Source organism: Thalassorhabdus alkalitolerans, from assembly GCF_042656525.1.
Lineage (GTDB): Bacteria > Bacillota > Bacilli > Bacillales > Marinococcaceae > Thalassorhabdus > Thalassorhabdus alkalitolerans.
On sequence record NZ_JBHSOZ010000008.1, the window covers coordinates 47,156 to 64,848 of the forward strand.

Annotated in this window: 20 protein-coding genes and 1 riboswitch; of the genes, 18 read left to right on the forward strand and 2 right to left on the reverse strand. The window is 43.0% G+C overall.

The features are described 5' to 3' along the window. Positions 1–167 precede the first annotated feature (167 nt). A complete protein-coding gene (locus ACFPU1_RS13940) occupies positions 168–1,037 on the reverse strand; it encodes a patatin-like phospholipase family protein (protein WP_385942243.1) in 870 nt (289 codons plus the stop codon). A 251-nt stretch (positions 1,038–1,288) separates the two neighbouring features. Between ACFPU1_RS13940 and ACFPU1_RS13945 the strand changes: the two genes are divergently transcribed. From ACFPU1_RS13945 to ACFPU1_RS13960, 4 genes are all read left to right on the forward strand, one after another. After that, positions 1,289–2,359: a type III polyketide synthase gene (locus ACFPU1_RS13945; RefSeq protein WP_385942246.1), complete on the forward strand. Its 1,071-nt coding sequence runs from the start codon at positions 1,289–1,291 to the stop codon at positions 2,357–2,359. 9 nt (positions 2,360–2,368) lie between these two features. Further along, positions 2,369–2,917, forward strand: a complete 549-nt coding sequence (locus ACFPU1_RS13950) for an isoprenylcysteine carboxyl methyltransferase family protein (protein ID WP_385942249.1) — start codon at positions 2,369–2,371, stop codon at positions 2,915–2,917. A gap of 230 nt (positions 2,918–3,147) precedes the next feature. Continuing rightward, a complete protein-coding gene (locus ACFPU1_RS13955) occupies positions 3,148–3,402 on the forward strand; it encodes a spore germination protein (protein WP_054635933.1) in 255 nt (84 codons plus the stop codon). A 16-nt stretch (positions 3,403–3,418) separates the two neighbouring features. Next, positions 3,419–3,604: a hypothetical protein gene (locus tag ACFPU1_RS13960; protein ID WP_054635934.1), complete on the forward strand. Its 186-nt coding sequence runs from the start codon at positions 3,419–3,421 to the stop codon at positions 3,602–3,604. A 16-nt stretch (positions 3,605–3,620) separates the two neighbouring features. On the opposite strand, the gene ACFPU1_RS13965 is transcribed toward ACFPU1_RS13960, so the two are convergent. Then, complete coding sequence (locus ACFPU1_RS13965) at positions 3,621–4,064, reverse strand: Hsp20/alpha crystallin family protein (protein WP_385942253.1); 444 nt, start codon at positions 4,062–4,064, stop codon at positions 3,621–3,623. A gap of 142 nt (positions 4,065–4,206) precedes the next feature. Between ACFPU1_RS13965 and gerPC the strand changes: the two genes are divergently transcribed. From gerPC to purH, 14 genes are all read left to right on the forward strand, one after another. Then, complete coding sequence (gene gerPC / locus ACFPU1_RS13970; RefSeq protein WP_054635936.1) at positions 4,207–4,470, forward strand: spore germination protein GerPC; 264 nt, start codon at positions 4,207–4,209, stop codon at positions 4,468–4,470. 86 nt (positions 4,471–4,556) lie between these two features. Further along, positions 4,557–5,087: a DUF2179 domain-containing protein gene (locus ACFPU1_RS13975; RefSeq protein WP_385942418.1), complete on the forward strand. Its 531-nt coding sequence runs from the start codon at positions 4,557–4,559 to the stop codon at positions 5,085–5,087. A 315-nt stretch (positions 5,088–5,402) separates the two neighbouring features. Further along, positions 5,403–5,630: an NETI motif-containing protein gene (locus tag ACFPU1_RS13980; protein WP_385942257.1), complete on the forward strand. Its 228-nt coding sequence runs from the start codon at positions 5,403–5,405 to the stop codon at positions 5,628–5,630. Between the two features lie 104 nt (positions 5,631–5,734). Next, positions 5,735–5,836: riboswitch (purine riboswitch) on the forward strand. Between the two features lie 175 nt (positions 5,837–6,011). After that, the gene (gene purE / locus ACFPU1_RS13985) at positions 6,012–6,497 is read left to right on the forward strand and encodes a 5-(carboxyamino)imidazole ribonucleotide mutase (RefSeq protein WP_385942260.1); all 486 of its coding nucleotides are present in this window, start codon (positions 6,012–6,014) and stop codon (positions 6,495–6,497) included. Continuing rightward, on the forward strand, positions 6,494–7,621 hold the full coding sequence (gene purK / locus ACFPU1_RS13990; protein ID WP_385942263.1) for a 5-(carboxyamino)imidazole ribonucleotide synthase: 1,128 nt from the start codon (positions 6,494–6,496) through the stop codon (positions 7,619–7,621). Before purE ends, purK begins: the two co-directional genes overlap by 4 nt. Before the next feature lie 118 nt (positions 7,622–7,739). Next, positions 7,740–9,035, forward strand: a complete 1,296-nt coding sequence (gene purB, locus ACFPU1_RS13995) for an adenylosuccinate lyase (RefSeq protein ID WP_054635939.1) — start codon at positions 7,740–7,742, stop codon at positions 9,033–9,035. 89 nt (positions 9,036–9,124) lie between these two features. Beyond that, complete coding sequence (gene purC, locus ACFPU1_RS14000) at positions 9,125–9,844, forward strand: phosphoribosylaminoimidazolesuccinocarboxamide synthase (RefSeq protein ID WP_385942267.1); 720 nt, start codon at positions 9,125–9,127, stop codon at positions 9,842–9,844. Next, positions 9,837–10,088 (forward strand): phosphoribosylformylglycinamidine synthase subunit PurS, encoded by a 252-nt coding sequence (gene purS / locus ACFPU1_RS14005; protein WP_054635940.1) that lies wholly within the window; start codon positions 9,837–9,839, stop codon positions 10,086–10,088. Before purC ends, purS begins: the two co-directional genes overlap by 8 nt. Beyond that, on the forward strand, positions 10,085–10,768 hold the full coding sequence (gene purQ, locus ACFPU1_RS14010) for a phosphoribosylformylglycinamidine synthase subunit PurQ (protein ID WP_385942271.1): 684 nt from the start codon (positions 10,085–10,087) through the stop codon (positions 10,766–10,768). The genes purS and purQ overlap by 4 nt, the downstream gene beginning before the upstream one ends. Then, positions 10,752–12,980 (forward strand): phosphoribosylformylglycinamidine synthase subunit PurL, encoded by a 2,229-nt coding sequence (purL, locus tag ACFPU1_RS14015; protein WP_385942274.1) that lies wholly within the window; start codon positions 10,752–10,754, stop codon positions 12,978–12,980. The genes purQ and purL overlap by 17 nt, the downstream gene beginning before the upstream one ends. Beyond that, positions 12,956–14,377, forward strand: coding sequence for an amidophosphoribosyltransferase (purF, locus tag ACFPU1_RS14020; RefSeq protein ID WP_385942277.1), 1,422 nt, complete (start codon positions 12,956–12,958; stop codon positions 14,375–14,377). The genes purL and purF overlap by 25 nt, the downstream gene beginning before the upstream one ends. A 27-nt stretch (positions 14,378–14,404) precedes the next feature. Continuing rightward, on the forward strand, positions 14,405–15,442 hold the full coding sequence (purM, locus tag ACFPU1_RS14025) for a phosphoribosylformylglycinamidine cyclo-ligase (RefSeq protein WP_385942280.1): 1,038 nt from the start codon (positions 14,405–14,407) through the stop codon (positions 15,440–15,442). Next, the gene (gene purN / locus ACFPU1_RS14030) at positions 15,439–16,026 is read left to right on the forward strand and encodes a phosphoribosylglycinamide formyltransferase (RefSeq protein ID WP_385942283.1); all 588 of its coding nucleotides are present in this window, start codon (positions 15,439–15,441) and stop codon (positions 16,024–16,026) included. The genes purM and purN overlap by 4 nt, the downstream gene beginning before the upstream one ends. Positions 16,027–16,120: 94 nt before the next feature. After that, positions 16,121–17,662: a bifunctional phosphoribosylaminoimidazolecarboxamide formyltransferase/IMP cyclohydrolase gene (purH, locus tag ACFPU1_RS14035; RefSeq protein ID WP_385942286.1), complete on the forward strand. Its 1,542-nt coding sequence runs from the start codon at positions 16,121–16,123 to the stop codon at positions 17,660–17,662. Positions 17,663–17,693: the final 31 nt, after the last annotated feature.

Below are 17,693 nucleotides of genomic sequence, written 5' to 3' on the forward strand. Positions count from 1 at the left end.
CTTTCTCCTCCCGGTTACTTCGATTCCTGTAATGAATTGTATCAAAAGCATGGAAAGAGTGTAAGGAAAAGGTGGCCAGCAGCCCAAAGGAAGGTAAATAAAATTTTTTCTGCTCACAAAAAAAACCGGGCTCCATATCCTGCCCGGCTTAAACAGTGTCTCTGTGTTTACTTTGCAATAGCAGCTGCTTTCCGCTCAAGCCATGGCATGATCTCTTCATAGGAGCTTTTGGCATCCTTATAACCTGCTTCATATAAGGAGGATAATTTTGTTTCATCCTTTTCTATAAAAGTGATACAGGCTTCCCTTGAGGGGCGGAGGACTTTGATTCTTCCTTCTTCTTCTAGTTTTTCGACCTCTTCCATTGCCTGATTATAGCGAAGGTGACGGGAGAAGATTGACTGAATCAATTTTTCGTGCTGTGGATATAGCTTTTCCGCCAGCTTTTTTAATTTGTAAGGCTTTTTTCGATAGCCTTTGGGTTGAGTAAGAACAACAAGGTTCTGCTCAAACCCGTCGTTAAATGCTTTGCGGAGAGGAATGGGGTCAGCGATTCCCCCATCAAGAAGCTCTTTTCCCTTAAATTGTACCATAGGAGCGATAAAAGGAAGGCTGCTTGAAGCACGAACAGCATCCAATAGCTCTATGTCATCAGAGTGATCAATGTAATATGGTTCGCCTGTTTGGCAGTCAGTCGTTACAATAACAAACCGTTCCGGGCAAGTTGAAATGCTGGTTACATCTAAGGGCTCAATTTTGGTAGGTACTTCTTTATAGATAAAATCCATGCCAAAGAGGCTTCCTTCTTTAAAAAGGTTTCGGAAGCTTAAAAAACGAGGGTCTCTAACATGGTCAATTCCCACTTTTCTATTTCTGCCTTTTTGTCCTGAAAGGTAGGAGCAAGCGTTAGAAGCGCCGGCGGAAACTCCTATGACATAGGGAAATCGTATATTTGAATCCAGGAAGAATTCCAGGACACCTGCTGTATAGGCGCTTCGCATGCCGCCCCCTTCTAGAACAAGACCCGTGCTGTCCATATACCAGAACTCCTTTTAGATTGGTTGGTGAAGTTTCTCGGGATTATGCATAAGGGGAATCATTGTAGCTTAAACCGAGAGAGTGATTTCTTTTATATAGGAAAAAACCTGCTTATATTTTACTTCCCGTTCTCTCTATCAGCAAACGTTAAATTTCTTAGTTGCTTATTAAAAGATTCTTACGAGTTTATCCTTTAGCACGCGTGGGAATGAATGAAGCAACAGAGGTGAAAATCAGAGGATGTGAGGTCATGCCGGTTATACGATCGGTCAGCACAGTGGACTTGCCCTGCCAGGTATCTCAGCAAGACACCATGAGGGTAGTAAGAGAAATGTTTAAGGATCATTTCTATGACATCGACAGGTTATTAACGGTGTTTGGGAATGGACAAATAGAAAATCGAAATCTGGTAAAACCGTTAGAGTGGTTTACAGGTGATCACAGCTTTCAAGAGAGAAATGATTTATATATACAAGAAGCAGTCAGTCTAGGAAGTGAGGCGGTCACCTGTTGTCTGAAAGAAAACGACCTTACTGCTAAGGAGATCGACGCTATTATATATGTCTCAAGTTCAGGACTTGCCACACCCTCGATCGAAGCGAGAATTATGAATATGCTGGAGTTTCCAGCTCATACAAAACGTATTCCCCTTTGGGGCCTCGGGTGTGCCGGAGGCGCTGCAGGAATCAGCAGGGCTCATGAATATTGCCTGGCTTATCCTGGGGCACGTGTTCTGGTTTTATGTGTTGAATTATGCAGCCTGACCTTCCAAAGAGAAGATACTACCAAAAGCAACCTGATTGGCACTTCTCTTTTTTCTGATGGAGTGGCTTGCGCGTTAATAGAAGGGGATCAAATTGAAACAAACGAAAAGAAGGAAAAGGCTTACCCCAATACTAAGGAAGTCCAATCTACATTGATGAGAGATTCCGAAGATGTGATGGGATGGGACGTAAAGGATAATGGTTTAAATGTGATCTTTTCAAGGGATATTCCAAGCATAATAGAATCGTGGCTTAAGCCTAATGTAGAAGAATTCCTGTTAACAATCGGCAAAACGGTTGAAGAGATTTCCTACTTTGTCGCCCATCCTGGAGGGAAGAAGGTGCTCACTGCTTACGAAAAGGCAATGTCCTTTACAGAGGCAAAAACTGAGGATTCAAGAAAAGTATTAGCCCACTATGGAAACATGTCTTCTCCGACTGTATTGTATGTACTTAAGGAAACCATGAATAAACAGCCGGTTGCTGGAGAAGAAGGACTGCTGACAGCGTTGGGTCCGGGATTTAGCTCTGAGCTTGTATGGCTTGAATGGAAGTGAGGAAGTGAAATGGTGTTCTTCAGTATACTTGTAGCAATTGTAATTATTCAGCGCTTGATTGAGCTGCTGTATGCCAAAAGAAATGAGAAATGGATGAAAGCAGAGGGGGCGGTGGAATACGGAAGCAAGCATTATCCGTTCATTGTTCTGCTTCATGTTTTGTTTTTTTTATCTATACTTATTGAAGGAACTATTAATGAAGGACAGACAGGACCAGGCTGGTTTTTCTTTTTCCTTTTATTTATTGCCGCTCAAGTGATGAGGGTGTGGGCTTTGGCTTCTCTAGGGAAGTTTTGGAACACTAAGATTATAGTCCTCCCTGGGGAAAACAAAGTGGCTAAGGGGCCTTACCGGTGGGTGAAGCATCCGAACTATATCGTTGTGGCAACTGAAATTGCAGCACTGCCTCTTATATTTGGTGCATATTTTACAGCAATCGTTTTTACAATATTAAATGCTCTCTTGCTTTTGTTTGTTAGAATACCTGCAGAAGAGAAGGCGTTAACTGCACTGAAGCAAGAACAGGCTGAACGTAAGGTTTCGGTTTCCAGAGAGTAGAGGCTGGGATAAAATTGTCACACCTAAGCAAATCTCTAATTATCTTCTTTTGATAATTGGACTCCATTAGAGTCATTCTCCTGGTCAAGACCAATTGAATACTGAACACAAAACATGAGCTCTCACTAATGGGAAGAACTCTTCTCTTTAGGTGGGAGCCTTTTTGTATTTCACATATACTGGGCAATAACATATACTGACCATAACTTGGCTGAAAAGGGTGTATGTGTATGCCAGTGATCAATAACATTTTTAATATCAAAATAAACAACATCTCTTCAAATGCATCGGTAAACTTTGGGAATGCTGTTCATGAAGGTCATAACGTAAATGATAAATCACAGGGAACAAATACTGCGATTGGAGACCTTTCTCCTCTGTCTGCCTGGAACAAAAACCAGCTTCTTGATCCAGATGTGAATGATATGGTTGCAAACGAGCCGGAATTCCTTACTAAAAGTGTCAATTCAGCTAAATCTATTTAAGGAGGAATAACCAAGAGTGGTAAAAGTCTCTATCTTAAATTTAAAGGTGGATAGCATTTCAACCAATGCATCTCTCAATATTGGGAAGACGCTCATTGTGCAAAAGCCTCCAGAAGAAAATGATGTTGAGGAGCCTGAGGCTGTTGACGACGTATCCCCGCCGCCGCCGGGTCCCCCTCCTCCAGCACCTCCCGCTGTCTAATTCAAGAAGGCCATCCTTAACGGGATGGCCTTCTTCGGTATTGAACAGGAACATGGTCTTGATATTTTTCTTCATTCGTTTTTCTTGGCAAACGTATGGTGAGCAGTCCGTTTTCGTAGGCGGCATTAATGCCTTCCGCCTCTACGGGAAAAGGAAGGTCAACAGTACGGTGGAAGTTTCCGTGATTCAGTTCAGTCTGGATAGGGCGGCTATGCTCAGGTTCTTTCCAGCGTAACGTTCCTTTAATATAAAGTTTATGAGGGTCCACTGACAGTCTAACGTCTTTTTCACTTTGAAGGCCGGGAAGACCCATGATAATCATAGCTTCCTTTTCCGCCTCGTACACATTTAAATAAGGACCCTTGTGCTGCATGACCTCAGAGAAGTCGGTCCAAAAGTCTTCATCAAGAACCTTTTCGGCATACTTTTGCCATTGCATCATTTTTTCAAAAGCATTCATAACTATCCCCTCCTATTAATAAACTCCGCAGTCATCTATGGTCTAACATTTTATGTCGTGAAAGGTAAAGGCGTTCATATAGTTATATAGAAGAGAAAGATTGGATGATCAATTCCCGCTCAAAGCAGTTTGGAGGATCCTAATGTATATAGACCTTTACAGCTGGGCTCAACATATGGAAAAGCGAATCAAGAAGCTGGAGGAAGAGAATGAGGAATTGCGTAAGCAAATAGAGGCAATGAACAAAACGACAATTGAAAATGTTAACTATAAGATTCAGGAGCTTCACGTAAAGGAATTAAAGGGAACCTTAAATATTGGGTGGGCTGGAAAAGCCTCGCCGGAAGAAGTGGAGGATTTGCTGCAGGATATTACGATAGATAGTGAAAATAAAGACGATAATTGACGAAGGATTATGGCTTCCCTGCACTTTATTTTTCATGATATATTTTTTTGAAATAATGAGAAGGCGGGGTGTTGTGATTGCTGGATATGCTGCTTAATAATGCAGTCACAATGATAATAATCATTCTAATTATTAACATTGTATATGTAACCCTTTTTACGATTCGAATGATTTTTACCTTAAAAGGTCAGAGGTATTTTGCAGCTGGTGTAAGTATAATAGAAATTATTATTTACGTCATTGGATTGGGGCTTGTATTGGACAACCTGGACCAGATTGCCAACCTGATTGCATATGCGATAGGATATGGCACAGGAGTAATTGTTGGAATGAAAATTGAAGAGAAGCTTGCACTTGGGTATATAACCGTAAATGTAATTACGAAAGAATACGAGCCGGATATCCCGAACGCATTAAGAGACAAGGGGTACGGGGTGACAAACTGGGTAGCATACGGAAGAGAGGGCGAACGCCTGATGATGCAGATCTTAACATCCAGGAAATCGGAAGCGGTATTGTATCAAACAGTTAAGCAGCTGGATCCAAAAGCTTTTATTATTTCTCATGAACCGAAAGCTTTCTTTGGAGGCTTTTGGGTTAAGGGTGTTAGAAAGTAAGCGTGACAGTCACCATTCTCATATAATAGGCTTTGTTACATTTTGTTGCAGATGTTCGATACGATGCTCTCATTGAGCTAAAGGTACACGTGCGACATCCATATATACTTTACAACATTACAACATTCGCAATTCACGGTTTTTTTATGCCTCGATCATTGCCTGCACCCTAGGGAAAACCACTCTGCGACGGCTCATACTATTTTCCGAGGACATCTGCGTTTATCACAATCGAATGACTCATAAAAAATTGGGCTTTAACAGAGCCTTTTAAAAAAAGATCAGCAAAGAACATTCAAGGGAGTGGCATAGAAAATGGCTAAGAAGAAGCAGCAAAAACAGCAGAACAAGCAGCCCGACAAAAAAAAGTTTGAAGTGATGGAAACGGAAAGCATAGCAGAATGCCTTCAAAGGATGGACAAAGAAGGATACAGGCCGGTGAGAAGAATGGAAGAACCGATTTTTGAAGAGAAGGAAGAAAACGGTACGACAGAAGTTATACCTGTGAGGCAGTTAGTTATTTTTGAAGGGAAAAAGAAGTAAAAGGCGAACGTTTATAAAAACATAAGAAAAAATGTTCGATTTTTATTGACAGATCTTCTTCCATCTTGTTACTATAAAGCTGAAGAAAATGACTGAATTCATAAAAAAGAAATTTCATATATCCTCATATATCATTGGGAATAAGGCCCAAAAGTTTCTACCCGGTGACCGTAAATCACTGGACTATGGGGGGAAGCACGTGGGATTACAGGTAGTGAGGCCGGCTTTTGCCGGTCAAATAAATAACTACTGCAAATCTTTCGTTAAAAAAGCCCCGGGAACCCGGTCTGCTTTCTCTCGTAAGAAAGGGACTTATTTTTCGGGGTATTGTTATGTAAAAAAAAGGAAATTTAATTGTTGAAAAATGAAGGAGGAACCTTCGTGGCACCTTTAGTCGGGGTAATTATGGGAAGTACGTCAGATTGGGATACAATGGAGCATACCTGTACCATACTCGAGGAATTACACATACCATTTGAAAAAAAAGTAGTCTCCGCACATAGAACACCTGATTTAATGTTTGAGTATGCAGAACAGGCTAAAGCCAGAGGATTGAAAGTAATCATTGCTGGAGCTGGCGGAGCCGCCCACCTTCCAGGAATGGTCGCTGCAAAGACCTCTCTCCCAGTCATAGGAGTTCCCGTTCAATCTAAAGCACTAAATGGTCTGGACTCATTATTATCAATTGTACAAATGCCAGGTGGCGTGCCGGTGGCAACTGTAGCCATTGGAAAAGCGGGAGCCACGAACGCAGGCCTTCTTGCGGCCGAAATGATTGGAGCATTTGACGAGGGAGTAAGTGAAAGACTGGAGCAGCGCAGAGAAGAGATAAAGAATACAGTGCTAGAAACGAGTGACACGCTATGAGTAAAGTGATTATACCTGGTCAAACAATTGGGATACTTGGCGGCGGACAGCTCGGCAGAATGATGGCTCTATCTGCCAGGGAAATGGGATACAAAATTGCTGTAATGGAACCGAAAAAGAATTCGCCAACAGGGCAGATTGCAGACGTAGAGGTTATTGCTTCCTACGATGATCAGTCGGGTGCCAGGGAAATGGCAGAGCATTGTGATGTCTTCACCTATGAATTTGAAAATATTGAAGCGGACACTGCAGGTTTTTTAGAAAGTCATCTCTACCTCCCGCAAGGAAAGGACCTTCTTTTTATCACCCAGCACAGAATACGTGAAAAAAAAGCTATTCAAGAAGCCGGGGTGGAAGTTGCTCCTTATAAGGAGATTACTTCTTTAGAGGACCTGGAGGCATCCATCCAGGAATTAGGACTTCCTGCAGTCCTTAAAACCTGCCGAGGCGGTTATGATGGAAAGGGACAAGTGGTCATTCAACAGGCTGAAGAAGCTGAAAAGGCTTATAGCTCTTTAAAGGAATCAGGAGAGCTTGTGCTTGAAGCGTGGATTCCATTTAAGAAAGAGATCTCTGTGATCGTTACACGGAGTACGAACGGCGAAACAGCAACATTCCCTCTGGGAGAAAACATTCATGTACATAATATTCTCCACCAAACGATTGTACCGGCAAGAGTGGAGGCCCAGGTTAAGGACAAAGCAGAAACAATAGCTCTTCAGCTGGCAGAGCATATAAAACTCGTCGGTACACTGGCAGTAGAAATGTTTTTAACAGAAGAAGATACCATTTATGTGAATGAGCTGGCTCCCAGACCTCATAATTCAGGACATTACACGATTAATGCCTGTGAAACGTCACAGTTTGCCCAGCACATCCGTGCCATTTGCGGTCTGCCGCTTGGAAAAACAGATCTTTTAAAACCAGCGGTTATGACAAATATTTTAGGTGAAGATCTTCCAAAGGTATTAGACCACGTTCAAGACATTCGAGATGCGCATCTTCACCTTTACGGAAAAGAAGAAGCTCGTCCCCAGAGGAAAATGGGGCACATTACTGTAATGGGTGAGAGTGTGGAAGAGGCATTAGGCCGGACCAGCAACCTTGGACTTTGGAATAAGTAAAAAAGAGCGTATGCTTATTATAGAGAAAAGTAGTAAGGAAAGCTGATCAACCCAGGATACCTGAATGGTCATTTTTCTATAAACCATGTAAAAAGAGAGACAGAGTGGAGGAAGTCACATGATTGAACGTTATACACGCCCGGAAATGGGATCAATTTGGACAGAAGAAAATCGATATAATGCCTGGCTCGAGGTTGAGATTGTAGCCTGTGAAGCGTGGGCAGAGCTTGGTGAAATCCCAAAAGAAGATGTAAAGAAAATTAGAGAGAACGCAGGATTTAATGTGAACAGAATTCACGAAATTGAGGCTGAAACCCGCCACGACGTTGTTGCTTTCACAAGAGCGGTTTCAGAAACTCTCGGAGATGAACGTAAATGGGTTCATTACGGGTTAACCTCAACAGATGTTGTTGATACTGCCCTTTCTTATTTGTTAAAGCAGGCTAATGAAATCATCCAAAAGGATCTGGAGAATTTCATCGATATACTTAAAAATAAAGCTCAAGAGCACAAGTACACTGTCATGATGGGAAGAACACATGGTGTCCATGCAGAACCAACAACCTTTGGACTTAAGCTTGCTCTCTGGTATGAAGAAATGAAAAGAAACCTTGAACGTTTCAAGCACGCATCCGAGGGAGTCCGGTTTGGAAAACTTTCAGGTGCTGTTGGAACCTTTGCAAACATTCCGCCATTTATAGAAGAGTTTGTTTGTGACAAGCTTGGACTTGAGGCTGCACCCATTTCAACCCAGACTCTGCAGCGTGATCGTCACGCTCATTACGTCGGAACGCTTGCTTTAATCGCCGCTTCCATTGAAAAGATGGCCGTTGAAATCCGTGGGCTGCAAAAAAGTGAAACCCGTGAGGTAGAAGAGTTTTTTGCTAAAGGCCAAAAAGGCTCCTCTGCTATGCCTCATAAGCGTAACCCTATTGGTTCTGAAAATATGACCGGCCTTGCTCGTGTCATCCGGGGCCACATGGTGACAGCTTACGAAAATGTACCTTTATGGCATGAAAGAGACATCTCGCATTCATCTGCAGAACGAATCATATTGCCGGATTCCACGATAGCCCTGAACTATATGCTGAATCGTTTCGGAAATATTGTAAAAAATCTTACTGTATTCCCTGAAAATATGAAGGCAAACATGGAGAAGACCTTCGGACTGATTTATTCTCAGCGTGTCCTTTTGACTCTGATTAACAAAGGGATGGTCCGTGAAGAAGCCTATGATTTAGTTCAGCCTAAGGCAATGGAGGCGTGGGAAAAAGGAGTTCCTTTCCGCACCCTCGTGGAGCAAGAGGAAAAGATTACCTCTGTTCTTACTGAAAAAGAGATTGATGACTGCTTTGACTATAACCACCATTTAAGCCAGGTAGATACGCTGTTTAAAAGAGTAGGCCTGGAATAGAAAATATAATGACTGAAGGAAGTGTTCCAGGCTTCCTTCAGCAAAAAAAGACTTTTTATTTTGAAATTTGGAAAAAGGGGCGTTCATCAGTGGAAAAAAGAGGTCTTCTTTATGAAGGGAAAGCAAAAAAGCTTTTCGTAACCGACGATCCTTCTCTCTTATGGGTAGAGTACAAAGATGAAGCAACAGCGTTCAATGGTGAGAAAAAGGACAACATGACAGGCAAAGGACGGTTGAATAATGAGATCTCAAGCATTTTATTCGATTCACTGCATGCCGGCGGAATAGCGACTCACTTTGTTCAAAGGTTATCTGAAACTGAACAGCTAGTGAAAAAGACAGACATTATTCCACTTGAAGTAGTGGTCCGTAACATTGTTGCCGGAAGCTTGAAGAAAAGAACCGGAATGTCTGAAGGAGAAGAGCTGGCTCCAGCCATTGTTGAATTTTACTACAAGGATGATGACCTGGGAGATCCGCTTATTAATGAAGATCACATCAGAGCGCTGCAGGCTGCTACTGCCGAACAAGTCAAGGAACTGAAAAAGCAGGCTCTTGAAATCAATGAAACATTGAAATCATACTTCTTGGAAAATGATCTCCTGCTTGTTGATTTCAAGCTGGAATTTGGAGTGACCCAAGAAGGAATAGTTCTTTTGGCTGATGAGATTTCACCTGACACATGTCGTTTATGGGACAAAGATACAAAAGAGAAGTTTGATAAAGATCTATATCGCTTTGGTATCGGGAGCCTGCAAGATGGTTACAGCGAGATATTAAAAAGACTGGGAGGCGCAAAACATGGTTAAAGTGCATGTCTACGTTACATTAAAGTCCGGAGTATTAGACCCTCAAGGAAGTGCTGTAAAGAACTCTCTTCATACGTTAGGGTACAACGAAGTGCAGGAAGTTAAGGTCGGGAAGTTCATGGAGCTTACTGTGGAAAACGGCGAAAACCTTGAAGAAAGAGTAAAGGAAATGTGTGAGAAACTTCTTTCCAATCCGGTTATTGAAGATTATTCCTTTGAAATTGAGGAGGTTGTCTCTTCATGAAGTTTGCAGTCATTGTTTTTCCAGGGTCAAACTGTGATTCAGACATGTACCATGCCATTAAAGATGAACTAAAAGAAGAGGCTGAATTCGTTTGGTATACCGAGAAGAGTGTGGCAGATTATGATGCCATTTTAATTCCAGGAGGCTTTTCATACGGTGATTATCTTCGCTCAGGAGCGATTGCCCGTTTTGCGCCGATTATGGAGAGTGTTATTAAGGAAGCTGAAGCAGGTAAACCAGTTCTAGGTGTATGCAACGGGTTTCAAGTGCTTCTTGAAGCGGGTCTCCTTCCAGGAGCAATGAAAAGAAACAAAGACCTTAAATTTATTTGCAGGCCGGCTGATCTAGTTGTTGAAAATAACCGTACGTGGTTTACCTCGATGTATAAGGAAAAAGAAGTGGTTTCCATTCCGGTTGCTCATGGTGAAGGAAACTATGAGTGTGATGAGCAAACACTAGAAAGTTTAAAAGAGAACAAGCAAATTGTATTTACCTATAAGGATGACATTAATGGATCAAGAGAGCAGATTGCAGGGATTTCTAATGAAAAAGGAAATGTACTTGGCATGATGCCTCATCCAGAGCGAGCAGTTAATGAAATATTAGGAAGCGCTGATGGATTAACGCTGTTTCAATCTTTGTTAAAAAACTGGAGGGAATCACATGTCCTTACTTCTTGAGCCGTCACCAGAGCAAATTAAAGCAGATAAAGTCTACCAGGAGATGGGATTAACAGATAAAGAATTTGCCATGGTGGAAAAGATTCTCGGTCGTCTGCCTAACTATACAGAAACGGGACTTTTTTCCGTCATGTGGTCCGAGCATTGCAGCTACAAAAATTCCAAAGTCCTCCTTAAAAAATTCCCGGTCAGTGGCGAAAAAGTATTGCAAGGACCTGGAGAAGGGGCCGGAATCATTGATATTGGCGATGAGCAGGCGGTAGTTTTTAAAATCGAAAGCCATAATCATCCTTCTGCAATTGAACCTTACCAAGGAGCGGCTACTGGCGTCGGCGGAATTCTTAGGGATGTATTTTCCATGGGAGCCCGTCCGGTTGCCTTATTAAATTCACTTCGTTTTGGGGAACTTACTTCTCCTCGTGTTCGATATTTATTTGAAGAAGTAGTGGCCGGGATTGCTGGCTATGGCAACTGTATGGGGGTTCCAACTGTCGGCGGAGAAGTTCAGTTTGATCCGTGTTATGAAGGAAATCCGCTGGTAAATGCCATGTGTGTCGGCCTCATTGACCACAAGGATATTCAAAAAGGACGAGCAGCGGGTGCTGGGAATACAGTCATGTACGTAGGTGCAAGCACAGGAAAAGACGGCATTCACGGAGCGACGTTTGCTTCTGAAGAGTTAAGTGAAGAATCGGAAAGCAAAAGACCCGCAGTTCAAGTGGGAGATCCTTTTATGGAAAAGCTCTTGCTTGAGGCTTGTTTAGAGCTTGTTCAGCTGGATTCTTTGATCGGGATTCAAGACATGGGTGCTGCAGGCTTAACATCTTCTTCAGCAGAAATGGCGAGCAAAGGCGGATCAGGCATTGAAATGAACCTTGACCTTGTTCCTCAGCGTGAACTGAATATGACGCCATACGAAATGATGCTTTCAGAATCTCAAGAACGAATGCTTCTCGTTGTCAAAAAAGGACACGAACAAGAAGTGAAAGATATTTGTGCAAAGTGGAATCTTCTTGCAGCTGAAATTGGGACGGTGACAGAGGATAAAAACCTTCGCTTAATTCATAAGGGCGAAACAGTGGCGGACGTGCCTGTAGATGCATTGGCAGAAGATGCACCAGTGTACCACCAGCCATCAAAAGAACCTTCTTATTTTAAGAAATTCCAGGAAAAAGAACACAGCGTTCCTGCTGTTGAGAGTATAGAAGATACGTTTTATCAATTGCTGAAGCGGCCTACAATCGCCAGTAAAGAGTGGGTGTATGATCAGTACGATTACATGGTGCAGACCAATACCGTTGTTCACCCGGGATCTGATGCAGCAGTCATTCGTGTAAGAGACACAAACAAGGCTCTCGCCATGACAACTGACTGTAATTCCCGCTATATTTACCTTGACCCGGAAGCTGGCGGAAAGATAGCTGTGGCAGAAGCGGCAAGAAACATTGTTTGTTCAGGGGGAGAGCCCCTCGGAGTGACTGATTGCTTAAATTATGGAAGTCCTGAAAACCCAGAGATTTTCTGGCAGCTCGAAAAATCCACAGATGGGATGAGTGAGGCTTGTCGTGAATTGCATGCGCCTGTAATTGGAGGAAACGTCTCCCTTTACAATGAAACGAAAAAAGGAGCGGTCTACCCAACTCCGGTAGTAGGGATGGTTGGTTTAATAGAAGATCTTTCTCATATCACCACCCAGACCTTTAAAACTAAAGGAGATCTAATTTATTTAATTGGTGAAACAAAAGCAGAATTTGGTGGCAGTGAACTTCAGCAAATGCTTGATGGATCCATTTCCGGAAAAGCTCCTCACATTGATTTGGAAACAGAGAAGCTTCAACAGGAGATGCTGTTAAAAGCGATTCGCACTGGAGTAATCGCTTCAGCCCATGATGTGGCAGAAGGCGGATTGGCAATTGCTTTAGCGGAAAGTGTGATGAACACAGAATTAGGAGCTGAGGTTGCCATCGAAGGAGATACTGTGACCCAGTTGTTTGCTGAAAGTCAATCCAGATTTATTGTAAGTGTGAAGCCTGAAGATAAAGCTAAATTCGAAGAGATTGTTAGAAACAGTACACAAATTGGTGAAGTGACCGGTCAGTCAATGTTAAAGGTACAACAACATTCTGGAGAAGTAGTGCTGCAGGCTTCCACGAAAAAAGTGGAGGAGGCCTGGAAAGGAGCTATTCCATGCTTGGTGAAATCAAAGGGTTAAATGAAGAGTGCGGTGTTTTTGCAGTTTGGAATCATAAGGATGCAGCCCAGATTACCTATTATGGACTTCACAGTCTGCAACATCGTGGACAGGAAGGTGCAGGGATCGTTGTCAGTGACGGGGACAAGCTGTCAATCCACAAAGGATTAGGACTAGTAACGGAAGCATTTAAAGAAGGAGACCTCGAAAGGCTGGAGGGGCACGCTTCTATCGGCCACGTCCGCTACGCTACAGCGGGCGGCGGCGGTCTTGTAAACTGTCAGCCATTACTTTTTCAATCTCAAACAGGCGGTCTTGCTGTTGCTCATAATGGAAATTTAGTGAATGCCAATGGACTAAAGCATCAGCTTGAAGGACAAGGGAGCATTTTTCAATCTACTTCAGATACGGAGGTCCTCGCCCACCTGGTCAAAAGAAGCGTGTATCCAAGGCTCGAGGATAAAGTCACCAATGCCTTATCCATGATTAAAGGAGCATATGCCTTTGCGGTCATGACAGAGAACAAGCTGATGGTTGCTTTAGATCCAAATGGCCTGCGCCCATTGTCCATAGGTAAAATTGGGGAAGGCTATGTCATTTCTTCTGAGACCTGTGCTTTTGATGTTGTGGGTGCTGAATATTTACGTGAAGTACAGCCTGGAGAACTTATAACCTTTGATGCTGATGGCATGCACTCAGAAATTTTCTCTTCCTCTTCTGCTCGGAGCATTTGCAGCATGGAGTATATTTACTTTGCCAGACCTGATTCTAATGTAGATGAGATTAACGTCCATAGTGCCAGGAAAAACCTTGGAAGACAATTGGCACAAGAACTGCCTGTTGAAGCTGACGTTGTAACCGGCGTACCTGATTCCTCCATTTCTGCAGCTATCGGTTATGCTGAGGAAGCTGGCATTCCTTATGAGCTTGGCCTCATAAAAAACCGCTATGTGGGCAGAACATTTATCCAGCCTTCTCAGGAGCTTAGGGAACAGGGAGTGAAAATGAAGCTATCTGCTGTCCGAGGCATTGTAGAAGGAAAGAGAGTGGTCATGGTAGATGACTCGATTGTGCGCGGGACAACAAGCAGACGTATTGTAAAGCTATTAAAGGATGCAGGAGCGAAAGAGGTACATGTGCGGATCAGTTCGCCGCCAATTACACATCCTTGTTTTTACGGTATTGATACATCTACAAAGTCGGAGCTCATTGCATCAAGTCACTCGGTTGAAGAGATGAGAGAAATGATGGGCGCTGACAGCTTGTCCTTTTTGAGCGTCGATGGGATGTTAAAAGGAATTGGACGCAAGCAGGAAAGTTCAAGCTGTGGCCAGTGTCTTGCGTGTTTTACTGGAAACTATCCGACCGAAATTTATCCGGATACTCTTCACCCTCATGATAAAGTATTGAACACTTAAGAATGTAATGACAAGGAGGCCTATACAATGTCTGAAGCTTACAAACAGGCCGGTGTAGACGTTGAAGCTGGATACGAAGCAGTCAATCGAATGAAAAAACATGTCAACATGACAATGCGTCCGGAGGTCATGGGAGGTTTAGGAGCTTTTGGCGGTATGTTTGATCTTTCTTCCTTACCGTACAAGGAACCTGTCCTTATTTCGGGAACAGATGGAGTCGGTACAAAGCTCATGCTTGCTTTTATGATGGACAAGCATGATACCATCGGAAAAGATGCAGTAGCTATGTGCGTAAATGATATCGTGGTCCAGGGTGCTGAACCTCTTTATTTCCTTGATTACATTGCCTGCGGGAAAGCCTATCCTGAAAAGATTGAAGCGATTGTAAAAGGTGTGGCTGAAGGGTGCAAAGAGGCAAACTCAGCTCTTATTGGCGGGGAAACAGCTGAAATGCCAGGGATGTATGAAGAAGAAGAGTACGACATTGCTGGATTCTCAGTAGGGGTAGCCGAGAAGTCAAAATTAATTACAGGGGAGAAGATTCAAACAGGTGATGTTCTGATCGGCCTTTCTTCTTCTGGCATTCACAGTAACGGGTTTTCCCTTGTCCGGAAGGTATTGCTTGAGAATTCAGGTCTCTCCCTGCATGAAACGTATGCCCCTTTTCAGCGTTCTTTAGGTGAGGAGCTTCTTGAGCCGACAAAAATTTATGTATCTCCTGTATTAAGCTTGATGAACAAGGTGGACATAAAAGGGATGGCCCATGTGACAGGCGGCGGCTTTTATGAAAACATTCCCCGCATGCTTACCAATGGCTGCGGTGCATCAGTTGACCCTTCTTCCTGGAAAAGGCCGGAGATCTTTTCCTTTATTCAGGAAAAGGGCGAATTAAGTGAAAAGGATATGTTTGGCACGTTTAATATGGGAATCGGTTTTGTTGTTTGTGTCAGTGAAGGGGAAGCTGAGAAAGCTTTGAAACATGTAAGAGAACAAGGAGAAGAAGCTTATGTGATTGGGAAGGTCACAGACAAAGAGGGTATAGAGATTCAGGGGGTGTCCTCGTGACAAGGTTAGCCGTGTTTGCTTCAGGAAGCGGCACAAATTTTCAATCCATAGCAGAAGCCATTCATACTGGAAAACTGGACGCTTCAATAGCGCTTGTTGTTTGCGATAAAAAGGATGCTATCGTACTGCAAAGGGCACAGAAGCTTGGAATTGATACATTTGTTTTTCAGGCTTCAGACTTTCCAAGTAAAGCATCATATGAAAAGGTTATTTTAGATGAACTAAAAAGTCGTGATGTTGAATTTCTTGTTTTGGCCGGGTATATGCGTTTAGTTGGAGATACACTTTTGCAAGAGTATCCAGGAAAAATCGTTAACATCCATCCTTCGTTGCTGCCGTCCTTTCCTGGAAAAGATGCGATAGGGCAAGCACTTCAAGCATCAGTTAAGGTTACGGGAGTCACCATCCATCTTGTTGATGATGGCATGGATACGGGCCCGATTATAGCCCAGGAAGCAATTGTCATAGAGAAAGATGACAATAGAGAGACAGTAACGAAAGCTATTCAGACTGTAGAGCACAGGCTCTATCCCCAAACCTTGAAGAACATTTTAGAACGACAAAATGTAAGTGAATATCACTAAAAACTTTTGTAACTTTCAGCCCAACTCGGGCTTTCTTTTTTACAACATTTTCACTTGTATTATTCAAAAGTCATGAAGGGAGCTAGACATCAACATGAGTTTAAAAAGAGCATTGGTAAGTGTTTCGAACAAAGAGGGGATTGTACCCTTTGTTAAAAAGCTAGTTCAGGAAGGTGTAGAAGTAGTCTCTACCGGTGGAACCAAACGTGTATTGGAAGAAGCAAATGTACCGGTTACGGGGATTTCTGAAGTCACAGGTTTTCCTGAAATATTAGATGGAAGAGTGAAGACCCTTCATCCTGCGATCCATGGCGGACTCTTGGCTATGCGTGAGAAAGAAGAGCATCTAGATCAACTAAGAGAGCATAATATTACACCTATTGATCTGGTTATTGTGAATTTATATCCTTTTAAAGAGACGATCGCCAAAGAAGGAACCACTTTTGAAGAAGCCATTGAAAATATCGATATCGGCGGACCTGGAATGCTTAGGGCAGCAGCCAAAAACCATCGCCACGTTACAGTTGTAACAGACCCGGAGGATTACGAGATCGTTCTTGAAGAAATCAAAGAAACTGGCGAAGTCAGCAGCAAAACAAAGCAGCGCCTGGCAGCAAAAGTGTTCCGCCATACCGCTTCTTATGATGCTATGATTTCCACATATTTAACAAAAGAAACAGGAGAGCTGTATCCTGAATCCTATACCGTTACATACGAAAAGAAACAAGATTTGCGTTATGGAGAAAACCCTCATCAGCAGGCAGCTTTTTATAAACAGCCTTTAGGGCCGGAAAGCTCTATTGCCAATGCCGAACAGCTTCACGGAAAAGAGCTTTCATATAACAATATCAATGACGCAGATGCGGCATTGTCCATTGTAAAGGAATTTAATGAGCCTGCCGCTGTTGCCATTAAGCATATGAACCCTTGCGGGGTTGGTGTGGGACAGACCATTAAGGAGGCATTTGAAAGAGCTTATGAAGCAGACCCTGTTTCCATTTTTGGCGGTATTATCGCTGTGAATGAGGAAGTGGACGAAGACACGGCTTTGCAGATGAAAGAGATATTTCTTGAAATCATTATTGCACCTTCTTTCTCAGAAGAGGCTAAGGAAATTCTAACTGGCAAGAAAAATCTTCGCCTATTGACGATTAACCTGAAAGATACAGGCAGTGAAGCCCAAAGAAAAGTTACAACAGTGCACGGGGGAGCCCTTGTCCAAGAAGAAGATGTAAAAGGCTTTGAAGACGCAGAGATAAAAGTTGTAACAAACAGAGAGCCATCTGAGGAAGAATGGAAAGACCTGAAGCTCGCCTGGAAAGTCGTCAAGCACGTAAAGTCTAATGCCATTGTGTTAGCAAAAGACCAGAAAACCGTGGGTGTGGGAGCAGGGCAAATGAACCGGGTAGGCTCTGCTAAAATTGCCCTTGAACAAGCCGCGGAGAATGCTCAAGGAAGTGCCATGGGCTCTGATGCCTTCTTTCCAATGAAGGACACAGTGGAAGAGGCAGGAAAATCAGGTGTCACTGCGATTATTCAACCAGGAGGCTCTATTCGAGACGAAGAATCCATCGAGAAAGCTAATGAGCTGGGCATAACGATGGTCTTTACAGGAGTGCGTCATTTCAAACATTAAGAAGGCATTAGGTAGTGGAGCAGTAAGAGGT